14 protein-coding genes, 5 tRNA genes and 2 rRNA genes are annotated in these 15,563 nt (G+C 40.9%); 9 read left to right on the top strand and 12 right to left on the bottom strand.

All coding sequences use genetic code 11. The features are described from left to right. Positions 1–17 precede the first annotated feature (17 nt). The 6 genes from DFP77_RS18055 (at position 18) to DFP77_RS18080 (ending at position 1,157) form a co-directional block, all read left to right on the top strand. A tRNA-Gln gene (locus tag DFP77_RS18055) sits at positions 18–92 on the top strand. A 10-nt stretch (positions 93–102) separates the two neighbouring features. After that, positions 103–179, top strand: a tRNA-Met gene (locus DFP77_RS18060). A gap of 11 nt (positions 180–190) precedes the next feature. After that, positions 191–265 (top strand) — tRNA-Gln (locus DFP77_RS18065). A 30-nt stretch (positions 266–295) separates the two neighbouring features. Continuing rightward, positions 296–372, top strand: a tRNA-Met gene (locus DFP77_RS18070). Positions 373–383: 11 nt separating this feature from the next. Further along, positions 384–458: transfer RNA gene (locus DFP77_RS18075), tRNA-Gln, on the top strand. Between the two features lie 114 nt (positions 459–572). Beyond that, positions 573–1,157: a TIGR04219 family outer membrane beta-barrel protein gene (locus tag DFP77_RS18080; protein WP_114413605.1), complete on the top strand. Its 585-nt coding sequence runs from the start codon at positions 573–575 to the stop codon at positions 1,155–1,157. A gap of 69 nt (positions 1,158–1,226) precedes the next feature. Here DFP77_RS18080 and clpB read toward each other — a convergent pair whose 3' ends face one another. The 3 genes from clpB to rluD all read right to left on the bottom strand — a co-directional run bounded on the left by clpB (position 1,227) and on the right by rluD (position 5,733). Further along, entirely contained in the window at positions 1,227–3,812 is a 2,586-nt protein-coding gene (clpB, locus tag DFP77_RS18085) for an ATP-dependent chaperone ClpB (protein ID WP_114413606.1), read from the bottom strand. 124 nt (positions 3,813–3,936) lie between these two features. Continuing rightward, positions 3,937–4,683, bottom strand: coding sequence for a peptidoglycan editing factor PgeF (pgeF, locus tag DFP77_RS18090; RefSeq protein ID WP_114413607.1), 747 nt, complete (start codon positions 4,681–4,683; stop codon positions 3,937–3,939). 66 nt (positions 4,684–4,749) lie between these two features. Further along, positions 4,750–5,733 carry a 23S rRNA pseudouridine(1911/1915/1917) synthase RluD gene (gene rluD, locus DFP77_RS18095; protein WP_114413608.1) on the bottom strand — a complete coding sequence of 328 codons (984 nt, stop codon included), beginning with the start codon at positions 5,731–5,733 and terminating at the stop codon, positions 4,750–4,752. A gap of 159 nt (positions 5,734–5,892) precedes the next feature. Between rluD and DFP77_RS18100 the strand changes: the two genes are divergently transcribed. Further along, complete coding sequence (locus DFP77_RS18100) at positions 5,893–6,735, top strand: outer membrane protein assembly factor BamD (RefSeq protein WP_114413609.1); 843 nt, start codon at positions 5,893–5,895, stop codon at positions 6,733–6,735. A 15-nt stretch (positions 6,736–6,750) separates the two neighbouring features. On the opposite strand, the gene DFP77_RS18105 is transcribed toward DFP77_RS18100, so the two are convergent. Both DFP77_RS18105 and DFP77_RS18110 read right to left on the bottom strand, forming a co-directional pair. Beyond that, entirely contained in the window at positions 6,751–7,416 is a 666-nt protein-coding gene (locus DFP77_RS18105) for a glutathione S-transferase (protein WP_114413610.1), read from the bottom strand. A 121-nt stretch (positions 7,417–7,537) separates the two neighbouring features. After that, complete coding sequence (locus DFP77_RS18110; protein ID WP_114413611.1) at positions 7,538–7,750, bottom strand: cold-shock protein; 213 nt, start codon at positions 7,748–7,750, stop codon at positions 7,538–7,540. Between the two features lie 441 nt (positions 7,751–8,191). Here DFP77_RS18110 and DFP77_RS18120 point away from each other — a divergent pair, with 441 nt between their 5' ends. Both DFP77_RS18120 and DFP77_RS18125 read left to right on the top strand, forming a co-directional pair. Next, positions 8,192–9,403 carry an ammonium transporter gene (locus DFP77_RS18120; RefSeq protein WP_114413613.1) on the top strand — a complete coding sequence of 404 codons (1,212 nt, stop codon included), beginning with the start codon at positions 8,192–8,194 and terminating at the stop codon, positions 9,401–9,403. Between the two features lie 132 nt (positions 9,404–9,535). Beyond that, positions 9,536–9,994 (top strand): tRNA-uridine aminocarboxypropyltransferase, encoded by a 459-nt coding sequence (locus DFP77_RS18125; protein WP_114413614.1) that lies wholly within the window; start codon positions 9,536–9,538, stop codon positions 9,992–9,994. On the opposite strand, the gene DFP77_RS18130 is transcribed toward DFP77_RS18125, so the two are convergent. From DFP77_RS18130 to DFP77_RS18160, 7 genes are all read right to left on the bottom strand, one after another. After that, positions 9,984–10,691 carry a fumarylacetoacetate hydrolase family protein gene (locus DFP77_RS18130; protein WP_114413615.1) on the bottom strand — a complete coding sequence of 236 codons (708 nt, stop codon included), beginning with the start codon at positions 10,689–10,691 and terminating at the stop codon, positions 9,984–9,986. The two genes, DFP77_RS18125 and DFP77_RS18130, sit on opposite strands and share 11 nt — an antisense overlap. A gap of 31 nt (positions 10,692–10,722) precedes the next feature. After that, the gene (locus DFP77_RS18135) at positions 10,723–11,361 is read right to left on the bottom strand and encodes a cupin domain-containing protein (RefSeq protein WP_114413616.1); all 639 of its coding nucleotides are present in this window, start codon (positions 11,359–11,361) and stop codon (positions 10,723–10,725) included. A 252-nt stretch (positions 11,362–11,613) separates the two neighbouring features. Further along, positions 11,614–12,519 carry a porin gene (locus tag DFP77_RS18140; RefSeq protein ID WP_114413617.1) on the bottom strand — a complete coding sequence of 302 codons (906 nt, stop codon included), beginning with the start codon at positions 12,517–12,519 and terminating at the stop codon, positions 11,614–11,616. A 681-nt stretch (positions 12,520–13,200) separates the two neighbouring features. Further along, positions 13,201–13,746 carry a DUF2058 domain-containing protein gene (locus DFP77_RS18145; RefSeq protein WP_114413618.1) on the bottom strand — a complete coding sequence of 182 codons (546 nt, stop codon included), beginning with the start codon at positions 13,744–13,746 and terminating at the stop codon, positions 13,201–13,203. Positions 13,747–13,923: 177 nt separating this feature from the next. Beyond that, complete coding sequence (locus DFP77_RS18150; RefSeq protein WP_024024079.1) at positions 13,924–14,133, bottom strand: cold-shock protein; 210 nt, start codon at positions 14,131–14,133, stop codon at positions 13,924–13,926. Between the two features lie 1,061 nt (positions 14,134–15,194). Beyond that, positions 15,195–15,309 (bottom strand): 5S ribosomal RNA (gene rrf / locus DFP77_RS18155). 178 nt (positions 15,310–15,487) lie between these two features. Continuing rightward, positions 15,488–15,563 (bottom strand): 23S ribosomal RNA (locus DFP77_RS18160); the annotation flags it as partial.

Consider the following 15,563-nt stretch of genomic DNA (forward strand, 5'->3'; position numbering starts at 1 on the left):
TTTTTGTGTCAGTCTGTTGGGGTATAGCCAAGCGGTAAGGCAACGGGTTTTGATCCCGTCATGCGTAGGTTCGAATCCTTCTACCCCAGCCAACAGACTAAAGGCTATGTAGCTCAGTTGGTTAGAGCACATCACTCATAATGATGGGGTCACTAGTTCGAATCTAGTCATAGCCACCAACTCGATATGTTGGGGTATAGCCAAGCGGTAAGGCAACGGGTTTTGATCCCGTCATGCGTAGGTTCGAATCCTTCTACCCCAGCCATCGATATATTTAGTAGTAAATTACAGTTAAGGCTATGTAGCTCAGTTGGTTAGAGCACATCACTCATAATGATGGGGTCACTAGTTCGAATCTAGTCATAGCCACCAACTCGATATGTTGGGGTATAGCCAAGCGGTAAGGCAACGGGTTTTGATCCCGTCATGCGTAGGTTCGAATCCTTCTACCCCAGCCATCTATTTAAATATTCTTCACAATACATCATATCTTTTCCTTATTTCATTGGATTTTGGCTCTCTTCATCCTATAATTAGCCTAAATTTATCCTCTTGATATATGGACAATACCCATGAAGAAATCAGCCCTTATTCTCTCCACCGCTTTATTAGCAAGCACTGCAAATGCTGACGTTCTTGGCGTGACCGCTGAAGCTGGATCTTACCTTATTAATGATGGTGAAGATTTTAACTCATATTTCGGCATCGCCCTTGAGCACCCAATCCCACTTATTCCAAACATTCGTTTACAACGCCAGTCATTAGAAAGTACCGATAGTAGCAACTCTTACGACGTACCTTTCAATGATTACACGCTCTATTACGAGCTTTTGGATGGATTAACATTAGTAAATTTGGATGTTGGTGCGACTTTTAGAAAAATTGATCATGACAACTCTGACATCGGCGGCACCTACCCACTACTGTACGTATCTGCTTTCTTTGACATTCCAGGCACCGTTTTATCCGTTGGCGCTGAAGTTAAGACTGGCGGTAACAGTGATGCAGATATTACTGACACGACATTTAAAGTGAAATTCCAGCCACTTGTCTTTGCTGGACTTGAGTTAGGTTATAGAACTATCAACGAAGACTTTAAATCTAACGGAAAAATTGAGCCAAAAGGTATATTCCTTGGCGCTTTCGTAGATTTCTAAGTATCTAAAATAAAAAAATCCCGCTGAGTTTGATGTAATTCAGCGGGATTTTTTTAGATTTAGAGATAGCTAAATCACTTTTGAAAAACCAATAACACCATCATCAGATAACTCCGCAACAATACTGTCACCCGTCACAAAATGCCCTGATAACAACTCATTAGCTAATGGATTTTCTATCCATTTCTGTATTGCTCGTTTTAATGGCCTAGCGCCATAAACCGGGTCATATCCAATCTCAGCCAATTGATCTGCTGCATCATCCGTCAAGCTCAAAGACATTCCCATCTCAGACAACCTATCATTGAGATGAGCAAGCTGAACTGTCGCAATACCTTTAATTTGAGACTTCATTAAAGGATGGAAGACAACAGTTTCATCAATACGATTAATAAACTCTGGTCGGAAGTGCATTCCTACGATCTCCATCACTTTCGCTTTAATCTCTTCATATTGATCAGCTGACTGGTATTCCTGAATTAAATCTGACCCTAAATTAGAGGTCATCACAATCACGGTATTTCTAAAATCAACCGTGCGACCTTGCCCATCAGTTAGTCGACCATCATCCAAAACCTGTAGCAGAATATTAAAGACATCTGGATGCGCTTTCTCGACCTCATCAAGCAGCAACACAGAGTATGGTCGACGCCTTACAGCTTCTGTTAAGTAACCACCCTCTTCGTAACCTACATAGCCTGGAGGCGCCCCAATCAAACGTGCGACCGAGTGCTTCTCCATAAATTCTGACATATCGATACGAACCATTGCCTGCTCGGTGTCAAAGAGAAATCTCGCAAGGGATTTACATAACTCAGTTTTACCCACACCTGTAGGCCCTAAAAATAAAAAAGAGCCATTTGGGCGATTCGGATCAGCCAAACCAGATCGAGAGCGACGAACTGCATTTGAGACCGCTAGGACCGCTTCATCCTGCCCCATAACAGATTCATGAAGCGCTTCTTCCATACGCAACAACTTATCACGCTCGCCTTCCAGCATTTTATCAACAGGAATACCTGTCCATCGAGAGACAACGGTGGCAATCTCTTCCTCAGTGACACGGCGTTTTAACAGCCGAGTTTCAGTAGTTTCTTCCGCCTTGCTCGCTTTTTCAATTTCTGCTTCCAGCATCGGAATAACGCCATATTGAAGCTCTGACATTTTGGCTAAATTTCCGCTACGGCGAGCCTCTTCCATTTCATGACGCACTGACTCTAACTCTTCTTTGAGTTTTTGCGCCCCTTGAACTGCCGCTTTTTCCGCATTCCAAATTTCTTCTAAATCCGAAAACTGTTTCTGCAGACTATCTATCTCTACACCCAACTCTTCTAGTCGTAACTTCGAAGCTTTATCTTTTTCTTTCTTTAAGGCTTCTTTTTCAATCTTCAATTGAATTAAGCGACGCTCCAGACGATCCATATCTTCGGGTTTAGAATCCATTTCCATGCGAATGCGACTGCCCGCTTCGTCAATAAGGTCAATAGCCTTATCCGGCAACTGTCGATCGGTTATATAACGCTGCGAGAGCTTCGCTGCTGCAATAATCGCGGAGTCAGTGATATCTACGCCATGGTGAACCTCATAACGCTCTTTTAAGCCCCGCAGAATAGCAATAGAGTCCAATACACTCGGCTCCTCTACCAACACTTTCTGAAAACGCCTTTCTAATGCCGCATCTTTTTCAATAAACTGACGATACTCATTCAACGTGGTGGCGCCAACACAATGCAGCTCACCACGAGCAAGCGCAGGCTTAAGCATGTTGCCAGCGTCCATTGATCCCTCTGATTTACCGGCCCCCACCATGGTATGAATTTCGTCAATAAACAAAATCACTTGCCCTTCTTGCTTTGCTAACTCATTAAGCAATGCTTTTAGGCGCTCTTCAAACTCACCACGGTATTTAGCACCCGCAATCAACGCGGACATATCAAGAGACAAGACACGCTTATTCTTCAAGCCTTCTGGCACTTCACCATTTATAATTCGTTGCGCCAAGCCCTCTACGATGGCTGTCTTACCCACACCTGGCTCACCAATTAGCACTGGATTATTTTTACGTCGACGTTGTAGCACCTGAATAGTGCGGCGAATTTCATCATCGCGCCCAATGACCGGATCAAGTTTGCCTTCTGCCGCCCTCGCTGTTAGATCAACTGTGTATTTGTCTAGCGCTTGGCGACTTTCCTCTGCATCTGGGTCATTTACAGAGTCACCACCACGAATACTATCAATAACAACCGCAATATCCGCTTTAGTAACACCACTGGCCTTGAGGCTCTTAGCAAGATCATCTTTGCCATCAAACATCGCCATCAAGACCAATTCGGAAGAAATATATTGATCTTTTCGCTTCTGTGCTTCTTTATCCGCTAAATTAAGCAACCGCCCCAATTCTGGAGACATTTGCACATTGCCATCATGGTCACTCACCTTTGGAAGGCGTGTCAGCAGCTCATTTAAGCTATCACGAAACTTGGCAACCGGAATTCCTGCTTGCTGTAAGATAGGTCGAGTGCTACCACCCTGTTGATCAAGCAAGGCCATCATTAAATGAAGTGGCTCAATGTAAGAGTGATCCTGCCCAAGTGCAACGGATTGGGCATCGGAAAGTGCTAACTGTAATTTACTGGTTAAACGATCTATACGCATAATCTGACATCCTTTCTAAACATAAGATGAAATATTCAATTAAGAGCTTAATAATTCCGAAAGCTAAATTTTCAAGAGAAGAGGTGTCATTTTTTTGACACCCGTCACTTTAATTGAAAGTATCTTATTCTTTTAGCCAAATAACAGATGCCATTCGCCCAGTCATTCCATCTCGCCGATAAGAGAAAAAGCGCTCTCTGTCTGTAAAAGTACAATAGTCACCGCCATATACTTGTTTAATGCCTGCGGATAACAGACGCTGGCGAGCCAGTAGATAAAGATCAGCAAGCCACTTTCCAGTTTGCTGCGAAGGCCTGAATGCTAGCGCGGCATTAGAGTCCACCAACATAAAAGCTTCTCTAACTTCATCACCTACTTCAAAAGCACTCGGCCCAATAGCAGGTCCTAACCAGGCCATCACGCCATCTTTTTCATCAAATTGAGCCAATGTTGATTCTAAAACGCCAGCACACAACCCACGCCAACCAGCATGGGCGACCGCCACCTGAGTTCCTGCCTGATCACAAAAAAACACTGGCAAACAATCCGCAGTGAGCACTGCACAAACTTGGTTAATAGTTCGAGATGTTGCAGCATCGGCACTTTCTAGCGGTCGATCACAGGGTAATTGAACAATATCTATGCCATGAACTTGATTTAACCAGGACGTAGAATCAGGCATATCAATACACGAAGCGAACAATTTGCGATTTTGATTCACAGCCGCAGGGTCATCTTGCACATGCAGGCCCAAGTTCAACCCATCAAAGGGCGCATTACTAACACCACCCATACGAGTCGACACATAAGCGCAAACCGACGCTGGCGCAGGCCAAGTCGGTAAAATATATGAATTAGGATGAGAAGCCATCAAAACCCTCGCAAATAAATAACAAAAAGGCAGCCCGAAGCTGCCTTTACAAAATGCATTATTCTATTAAAAATACTCAGAATCATTACTACCTGATTCCACCATATCTTTCTTTAATGCCTCTAGCAATTTCTGCATGTCTTCAGGCAAATCTATTTCCCATTGCATCCATTCACCAGTAATAGGGTGAGAAAGCTCTAGCTTTTTAGCATGAAGTGCTTGGCGGCGAAAATGACGCAGCTCATCCTGCAACTCAGGAGAGCAAGCTTTTGGCATTTTCAAACGGCCACCATACTGCGGGTCGCCAACCAATGGATACTGAATAAATGCCATATGAACTCGAATTTGGTGAGTGCGGCCAGTCTCAAGCTTTAAGCGAATATGAGTGTGATTTTTAAAGCGTTCAACCAGACGATAATGCGTTACAGCATCTTTACCATTGACAGGCTCTACTGCTTGTTTTTGGCGGTTATGTGGATGACGACCAATAGGCTCATCAACGACACCACCCCCAGTCATTACACCAATGGAAATCGCCTCATACTCACGCCCCATACTGCGCTCTTGTAACTGAGCAACCAGATCCGTTTGCGCCGCCAATGTTTTAGCAACCACCATTAAGCCTGTCGTCTCTTTATCTAAACGATGCACTATACCAGCTCGTGGAATGTGCGCAGTTTCTGGAGCATGATGAAGAATAGCATTCATCAAAGTACCATCTCGGTTCCCCACAGCAGGATGGACTACCAAGCCTGCAGGCTTATTAACAATCATAATGTCGTCATCTTCATAAACGACGTCAAGATCCATCTCTTGCGCCTCATGATCTTCTTGGGCCTCAATGACAATATCCAGAGACACAGTTTCACCACCAAACAACTTCTCTTTAGGCTTCGTGATTTTTCCGTCAACTTTTAAAACCCCTTCCTTGATCCATGACTGGATACGAGAACGGGAATAATCGCTAAACAACTCTGTTGCAATCTGATCAAACCGGCTTCCTCCCAAATCGAACGGAACTTGGGCTTCTTTTACTATTCGCTCTGCCATACAATGTACTTTAGTCTGTTGTTATCAGCTCAATAAATTTATCATTGAGCTAAATGTGAAAAAACGTGTAGCGCCTTGCTCTTCTTCATCTTTCGCAGTATAACGCTACAAAATGCCGATTGAGGCCAATCTACTACCATATCAAGGTTTTGATTATACATGGGATTTCATCACTCGTTGCTCCGATTCTCTGGAATAGTAAGTTTTTCTTTATTCATTGCAGCCTGTTCAAGTACTCAAGTACAAGAACCAGACCTGCCTGAGCGTGTTTATTACAATAAAGCGCAACAAGCATTAGAAGACAATCTTCCATCCACCGCGATAAAACACTTAAAAGATTTAGACTCTCGCTACCCGTTTGGTGAGTTCAGTACTCGTGCAGAACTGGACTTAATCTATGCCCAAATGGAAGCTGGCGATTTCATTTCAGCACACTCTACAACTGAGCGTTTTATCAAAAATCACCCCGAACATGATTCTATAGATTACGCCTATTACATGCGTGCTCTTTCAACCTACAAAGGCGCTGAAAGCTTTATGTCTCGCTACTTGGATTTAGACCCAAGCGAAAGGGATTCAAAAGAATTATCCAGAGCTTTTAGTGAACTTGCGGACTTTACATCGCGCTTCCCAAATAGCAAATATGCACCAGACGCAAAAGCACGCATGTTTCATTTACGCGAAATGGTTTCACGACATGAACTGAAAGTGGCTAACTACTACTTAAAAAGAAAGGCTCCTCTTTCAGCATTACGTAGAAGCCAAGAAGTGATTTTACACTACCCTAGCACCCGATCTGTCGAAGAAGCACTTGCTATCAGCATTCAGTCTTATATGGATTTGCAACAAACGGACTTGGCAAATACAAATCTAGCGGTGCTAAAACAAAACTTCCCTGAATCAAAGCATCTAGATGAGGAGGGTAAATTTATCCAACTCGAACTACCAAATGATGCAGACCCTAGTTTTCTATATTGGGTTACATTCGGTTTAATGGGCTAACATAAATAACCTAGATTATTTATTGGGTGGGAAGATAACTTCTTCCTGCCCACTTACCCAAACAGAATGTTTTTTCATAACGACGTCTTTGAATAGAGAACTATCTAAAAAACCTTTTAGCCACAGTTTAAGATGATGATACTGAGATTCATCAAAGCGTTTTTGATCTACCCCCGCAAACTGGCGAATAAATGGAAATATAGCAATATCAGCAACACTCACCTTTTCACCAAACAAAAAAGACCTATTCGCCAAGCGCTTGTCCAAGCGTTTTAAGAACACTTCGCCTTTTTTATGATAATAGCTTTGACTGCATTCAGGATAACGGTCTGCATATTTGTAGCGATCAAGCCACCCCTTAAATACATTATCGTTGTATCGAACCCACGCCATCATTTTACTTTTCTGCACACTTTCTTTTGGCCATATGCACTCTATATCTAACCTGCACTCTACGTTTGAAAGTGCCCAGAATATGATATCTAAGCTTTCCGGATAACGACTTCCTTCAACATCAATCAGTTGAGGAACACTAGAGCGGCCACCGAGCGACAGCAAAGTCTGCGGCTTAAATTTTAGATCTACCTCTCTTAAATATACATGCAACCCCAAAAATGAGATGGTATATCTTGCTCGGATTGCATAAGGGCAACGCCTAAATGAATATAAAACAGGGAGCAAACCCTCCTCCTATAAAGTCTATAGCTAAAATTAAAAACATAAAAAAGCCATGTCGCCAACACACTAAGAAACTAAAATACAGCGTAATGGACACATGGCTTTTTAAATATAACCAAGCTAATTATACAATAGTTACATTTTCAGCTTGAGGGCCTTTTTGGCCTTGAGTCACTTCAAAAGTAACACTTTGGCCTTCTTGCAAAGTACGACGCCCATTACCATTTATCGCACGAAAGTGAACAAAAACATCTGCACCACCTTCACGCTCAATAAAACCAAACCCTTTCTCGTCATTAAACCACTTAACAATTCCTGAAACTAACTGATCAGACATAACAACCTCATTTTATGCTGCTCTTAAACGAGCAATCTTTTTAACTAAATTAAAACGCTATCAATCTTAAAAAAACACAATATGTAGCCAATTAAGAAGTACATTAGCACTAATAAATATAGCCACTTCTTGATAATAAGTTGTTAGAAATAAAATAGAAAGTATATATAAGCTGAGATTTTTGAAACGCCCACAAATCTAGTAGGCCAAACAAAAATAGACACAGCACATTAATCAACACAACAAGAAAAGCACCAAAAAAGACCACACATAGAACAAACCTTAAAAAAAAGCACCAAAAAAACGCAACATGGAATGCATCTTGCTTAAAAACACCAAAATAATAAAGAAACCCTCCATTCTCTATAAAATAAGCCCTAAACAAGAGCAACAAGAGGAGATGGAGAACCATATAAGTGCAAAAACAACAGGAGTCGCTCTGTGTCACCCACAAATAGTGCAGTTGAAATACTCGTATCCAGCTCAAACACGCTTTTCATCCTACTTGGAGCCGTGATGGTATTTGCCATGCATGCCGGCTTCGCCTTTCTTGAAGTAGGAACAGTACGCCACAAGAACCAAGTTAATGCGCTAGTAAAAATCATGACAGATTTTGCCATATCTGCGCTTGTCTATTTTTTTGTTGGGTATCAAATCGCTTATGGCATTACTTTTTTTGATAGCGCAGCCGTTTTATCTCAAAACAATGGATACAGCCTAGTTAAATTCTTCTTTTTAATGACATTTGCCGCCGCCATTCCAGCAATCATCTCTGGTGGCGTTGCTGAACGAGCTAAGTTCTACCCTATGCTGGTATCATCCGCCATTATAGTTGGTGTTGCGTACCCATTCTTTGAAGGCATTGTCTGGAATGGCAACTATGGCTTTCAGGATCTATTAGAAACTCACTTTGGCGCCCCCTTTCATGATTTTGCGGGCTCCGTTGTTGTTCATGCATTTGGGGGCTGGGTCGCTCTTACAGCTATTGTTTTATTAGGAACGCGACGTGGTCGATTCAAACAAGGAAAACTTGTTGCCTTTGCCCCTTCAAACATTCCATTTCTTGCTCTAGGCGCTTGGATACTCTGTATTGGCTGGTTTGGTTTTAATGTTATGTCAGCGCAAACGCTAGAAGGCATCAGTGGACTCGTCGCCGTAAACTCTTTAATGGCGATGGTTGGCGGCATTATTACCGCAATGATATTTGGTAAAAACGACCCAGGCTTCATTCACAACGGCCCACTAGCCGGTCTTGTGGCTATCTGCGCAGGGTCAGACATAATGCATCCAATAGGAGCGCTAGCAACAGGCGCATTTGCTGGCGCGATATTCACCCTGCTATTCACCTATGTTCAGCAAAATTTAAAAAATACAGATGATGTACTCGGTGTTTGGCCATTACATGGGGTTTGTGGGGCATGGGGTGGGATCGCAGCAGGTATATTTGGGTCTGAATCGTTTGGCGGTCTAGGCGGTGTTAGCTTTCTTTCACAACTAGTCGGAAGTATTGCCGGTATTGCCGTTGCGACCATAAGTGGTTTTACTGTTTATAGCGCAATTAAAGTCATTAGCGGATTGCGACTAAATGAAGAAGATGAATTTAATGGCGCAGATTTATCTATCCATAAAATAGGTTCGATAGGTAAAGAATAAAACTCTATTGTATTCAGCCAATCTGAAATAGCTCTTCTTGTCACAAAACAAGAGGAGCTCTTTTTTAATTCATAATAGAGCCCACTATGAGTACAATCCCCATAATAAAGATTTACTTAGGCAAAAAAACACATGATTATTTGGCTGTTAACACACAGTGAAGAGCTCAAAAAGAAAACGGGTACGGGCAAATTAGTGGAAGAAATAATGGGCTCCGATTGCAAAGTCATAACTTGGTCTCGAGTTGACCCTAGCCAAGACATAGTTAACTTATCACCTGATAATAGTTTGCTTATCTATCCAAATAACAATGTAGACTCAGCACCAAGCAACACAAAACTGCTCAATATAGAGAACATTATTGTCATTGACGGCACTTGGCAGCAAGCACGAAAAATGTACAATCAATCCCCATATCTAAAAAAATTTACACACTATGAAATCAAAGACATAAAGTCAGTTTACAGCAAACGCAGAAATCAAAAGACAACAGGCCTGTGTACTGCGGAAGTGGCTATTCATCTATTAAATGAATATAACCACCCGTTAGCGCCTATCTTACAAAGTAGATTCACAGAATTTAATCAGTAACACAAACTCGAATTTCACCTATAGAATCCACCCAAGCAGTCATTTCATCACCCGAAGTAACTGCACCAACATTTTCGGGCGTACCTGTCATAATTAAATCACCAGGTCGCAACTCAAATACCTCTGATAATTTACAGATAACTTCTTCAATAGACCAAGTAAGATTGGAAATGTGACTAATTTGCTTCAAGTCACCATTCACTTTTAAACCAATTTCTGCATTCAATATTTGCTTGGTAAGCTGATCTGTTTTCAGGAGGATTGGGCTGATTGGCGCGGATTCATCAAAGGACTTTCCAACCTCCCATGGACGGCCTTTCTTCTTAGCTTGCGCCTGAAGATCCCGCCGAGTCATATCCAAACCAACAGCGTAGCCAAGAACAGCCTCACTAGCTTGTCCTAGCGTTAGATTACGCCCTCCTTTACCAATCGCCACAACAAGTTCAACTTCATACTCAAACTGCTTAGAAGCCATTGGGTAACGAATAGACAACGTATCTGAAAAGCTAACAGGCACAACATTAGAAGCGTCTTTAGCAAAGAAAAATGGCGGATCTCTTTCAGGGTCATCACCCATTTCTTTCGAGTGCTCAGCATAATTCCGACCAACACAGTAAACTCGTCCTACAGGGAAGCACTCATCACTTTCAACTATCGGCAAAACCACTCGTTTTTGCTCTGGTACAATATGCTTCACAAATACCTCAATATTCTCATTAATAGACGATTTAGAAATGTCCCGACTTTAGCCAAATAAAGCAGCTCGATTCTACACTCCATTGATTTGACAAAAATTCTGGCTCACGAAACCACATGCCAGATGATAATAGACGCTCACCGTAACTAGCCTGACCTGAGATAACAAATAATTCAACAGAACTAGGTAAGTCTAATTCACTTAATAAATTGTCACCATTTTGAATCCTAACAAGCCACACACACTCCATACCAAACATATACAGCGGCAAGATTTCGGACTTATTAGATGACCAGATTTTAGGGGTAGTTATAGATACTTGATTTAAATCGGACGACTGAAACTGATGTAACTTGACGAGCAACAAGCACCCATTTTCACTATGAGGAGCATGACTAGTACCGGGAGGGTTTCTAAAGTAACTTCCCGCCTTGAAGTCACCTTGTTGGTCAGAAAAAACACCTGATAACACCAATATTTCTTCACCCAGAGGGTGTGGATGAGGACGAAAAACTGATCCAGCCTTGTACTGCACAAGGCTAGTTGCATGACCCCGTTCAGCCCCCTCCCTAGCCAATGGCTTTCTAAAAACACCAGGCATGGGACTTGCTACCCAATCAAGTTTATTTGTATCGATCAATACAGCTTGGGTAAAGTCCATATTAAGCATAAAAACCGCCAATCACAGGAAAACTTCAGTGTAACGGTTTGGTCAAATAACAATCAAGTATTTGTAATATTAAGAATAAAAGCTTTCAAAATAAAAAAAGCACTTGATGTTTCCATCAAGTGCCAAAATGTTCCAACAATCTGCCTACAAGAGAAGAAATATGGAACCTTGAATGATCATACTTAACGTAAGGCTCCCACCTTATTATTAGCTAGGAGCCTTAGAGTAAATAAAATCATCTAGAAGAGGATCTTAGAAACCGTAGTAAACACCAACAGCTGTTTGTGTGTCTGCATCAGCAGTAGAGCTAGCTTCAATGCTAGCCACTTCGCCGTATACATAAACATTTGATGCTAGACTGTATGTTACGCCAGCACCAAACTCGTTGTAATCATCGCCAGAATCTGGAGAGATTACTTGCGCAGAGGCATAAACATCACCAGCGCCGTAGCCGTAACGTGCAGCTAGACCCATGGTATCTTCTACATCTTTAGTAGTTTCAAATTTTGCACTTACGTTCAAAGCTGGCATCACTTGATAACCAACATTCAAACCGATAGTGTTTTCATCATCAGCTTGATCATTTTCAAGAGAATCGTAACCTAGAGCAACAGTCAAAGCGTCAACACTGTATTTACCTACAAGTGTAACTGCAGTGCCATCATTTGTGTTATCAGTACCTTTAACTTGTGCAGAAGCCTGAAGCTCTAGACCACCAAAAGAAGGAGAGAAGTAAGCGATAGTGTCGCCTTCAGTTGTAGTGGTGTTAGAATTAAACTCTAGGTTCTCAAACTGATCTACAGAATCTTGAATGGCATTGTTGTAGATAGAATCAAAAGAACCTACTTGAACCTTACCGAAGTTACCTTTCAAACCAACGAAAGCTTGATCAAGATTAACTGTTACATCTTTCTTTTTTTCATCAGCATCAGCTTCAAGCTCGTACTTGAAGAAAGCAGTCAAATCTTCATTGATTGTTGTTTCGCCCTTGAAACCAAAGGTCGAACCATTGTCTTCAAAGTCAGAACCATTATCATTGTCGGTGTATGCGTATTGGATGTTACCGTAAACGTCTACTGTAGAACCTTCAGCAGCATGAACAGATACAGCAGCAAAAGCAGCGCTAGATACTGCGATAGCAATAATCGATTTTTTCATTCTCGTTTCCCTTTAAAATATATAGCTTTCTTGTAGGCGCTTGAACATTGCAAGCAACAGTCAATTAATCTAAAGATTTCGCAGAAATTCACAAGTAGATGCATCATGCATGCACAAACAATTCATCCTGAGTGCTGTTTATATGAAATAAGTCACAAATAAAGGACAAAAAAACAAAGGACAATCAGCTCGATTAAAAAAATACCTATAATCAATAGGTTAATAAAAACCCCATCTTCGTATCGAAAATAATGTGCATATAAAAATAACAAAGTGTGAAAGATTAAACGTGAAATAAGATTTAATCTACAGAAAAGCACACTGGAAGGAGAAGAAAGAACTTAAAAGAGCAGCAGTACGGAGGAATCAGAAAAACAATTAAGAATCAGAGACGTGATGAAAACCATAGAATCTAAAGTAGGATTCATAGAGAATGCATATAATAAACATCTTAGCAATTGAGCTAATTATATGTAGTGGAGTCTATTTAAGGAGAAGTTCTTGGAAAAATTTCCGCTGCATCCTTGCAGCTATGCCTCTTCCTGAAAGAAGACAGAGCCTCCATCCTAGAGGCATGGACAATTCCTTTGCCCTCTGTCTAAATATTACACTATCCTGACTATTTGGATTGTGCAAGAAATATTTTCATTTTTTAAATTTAATCCATCATTACCGAATAAGCTACCACATCAAATCGTCTGGGATCTGGAAGTCTGCATACGGGTCATCATCTAGACTTTCGGTACGGTTATTACACACTAAGACATAAGAAGGGTCACGCTCAGTTATTTTCACTGCAACAGGCTCTGCAATAAGCTCATATGCTTCATCAAGCTTTACTATCGCCAAACGACCGTAGCTTAAGTCATTATGCATAGATTGACTAACATACAATTTCTTAACTTTTTTATTATCTGTAAAATGATAAGAAATATCACCGCTTTCTTTTTTTATACGGTTTTGCTCTATCATCTGTCTAATTTGTCCATGAACAGCCTTTTCTTCTATAAGCTTTTGACGCTCTAGATTTAATTGCTTATCTTTTTCTGCTTTCTCATCACGCTGACGCTTTAACACCTCTTGCCGATCATCCATGTCAGTTGGCGCAGCCTTTCCCTTTTTTACCTTTTGCTTATGCTGTAAAGATTCTGCTTTTAGCTTTTTTACCTTTTTTTTATCTACAAGCCCAACACCTAATAATTGCTCCTGCAGTGATTTCGCAGCCATTGAATATTTCCCCTTATACAAACAATTATTTCTATTTTGCTATGAAGCATTAAAGGAGCTAATAAAAAAATTAATACCTTTAAAGCCATACAAACAACAAAAACAAAAAAAGCGACTATAAAGTCGCTTTTTAGCATTCGCACTGCTGAGTAAAACCTCAGCAACGTTAACTCTTAATTAAAGAGGAGTAACGTTTTGAGCTTCTGGGCCTTTTTTGCCTTGAGCTACTTGGAATTCAACTTTTTGGCCTTCAGCCAAAGTTTTGAAACCAGAAGTGTTGATTGCAGAGAAGTGAACAAAAACATCAGGACCAGAATCCTGAGTGATGAAACCGAAACCTTTAGTTTCGTTGAAAAATTTTACTGTACCAGTTACTACGTCAGACATGTCTGTTTATCCTGTAGGTTAAGTTAATTTATACGTAAGCGTAAATCGCTTCCGTTATAGTGCTAAAAAAACTCGGTATTACTTATGACTTAACAGGACCGAACATACATGACGTAATATTCGCAACTCTGGACATAAATATTGCCAACTCTTTTAAACGAAACTGATTGTAGTCCGCTTTCAAGCACTGGGTCAATCAAGTTTTAAAAAAAAATTACAACACTTGACGATATAAGCATCAGAATAAAGATAAAAAAATCATATCTATATGTATTTAAAGGATTTTATTTATTTTCAAACCTTAAAAATAAAATAGAAAATACCATATTTTTTCTCAGAAACACCTACCTTTCATAAGTTTCATAAAGATGCTATGCGTGAATGTAAAGTCCGAAAGGAGGGAAATACACCCATTGGAGGCGAAACTAATTCTTTTTATACCCATAAAACACATTACAGACCTGAAGAATCAGCAAAAAATTTATTAGATAGTGAAGGCGCATACAGTTAAATCCTCACAATCTTCTCCTGCATGAACGACTATAGATTCAATTGATTTCCACTACTCTCTAGGTATTACGCAAAAAAACAGCTGCATTACAAGACAACAACTTACCTAAAGAGTATTAATATTTGATTCACCTTCAGCTTGCGAAACAGACAACAGAAAATCGGATAAAAGGCACTTTAAACCCTCACATCCATCTTTAACGAATCAAAAAAATCTTTATGCTGACTCATTCCATCTTAACACTAAATTCGCACAGACCGTCGAAGGATGAGACTGGCGCAAGCGGAGCAAATGGCTAAGCGAGTGCTGCGAGGCTTATTGCTAACCCAGATGACTTTGCATTTCTTTAAGACAAAAAAAAAGCCCTGACAGCATAGCTATCAGGGCCTTGTTAATATAAAGCTTGATGATACTTCCCCTATTGCGGGACGATCTACTCTTACATGCCTGTCTGTTATAAAGAGCCCCACTAGTGGGAGAGAGTGTTTTGATGTTCTTAAACGAAAAAACCCCGACCTGCTGAGCAGGACGGGGCTTCTCTTAATATAAAGCTTGACGACGACCTACTCTCACATGGGATCTCCCACACTACCATCGGCGATGGCACTTTTCACTTCTGAGTTCGGGATGGGATCAGGTGGTTCAACGCCTCTATGATCGTCAAGCAATTCGTTTTGCGTTTGTTTTGAGCTATGCGTTGATTGCATTGTCTTTCGACTTGTCTCAAAACACGCGAATACGTGCTTGGATCTTTAACAATTCTGTTTTGAAATAACAATAATCAAGTATCAAACCGATGTTTTCATCGTAATTCTATGTGTCTTAAAACCACTTTGGTGTTATATGGTCAAGCCTCACGAGCAATTAGTATTGGTTAGCTCAATGCCTCACAGCACTTACACACCCAACCTATCAACGT

This window comes from Marinomonas foliarum, from assembly GCF_003337275.1.
Classification (GTDB): Bacteria; Pseudomonadota; Gammaproteobacteria; order Pseudomonadales; family Marinomonadaceae; genus Marinomonas; species Marinomonas foliarum.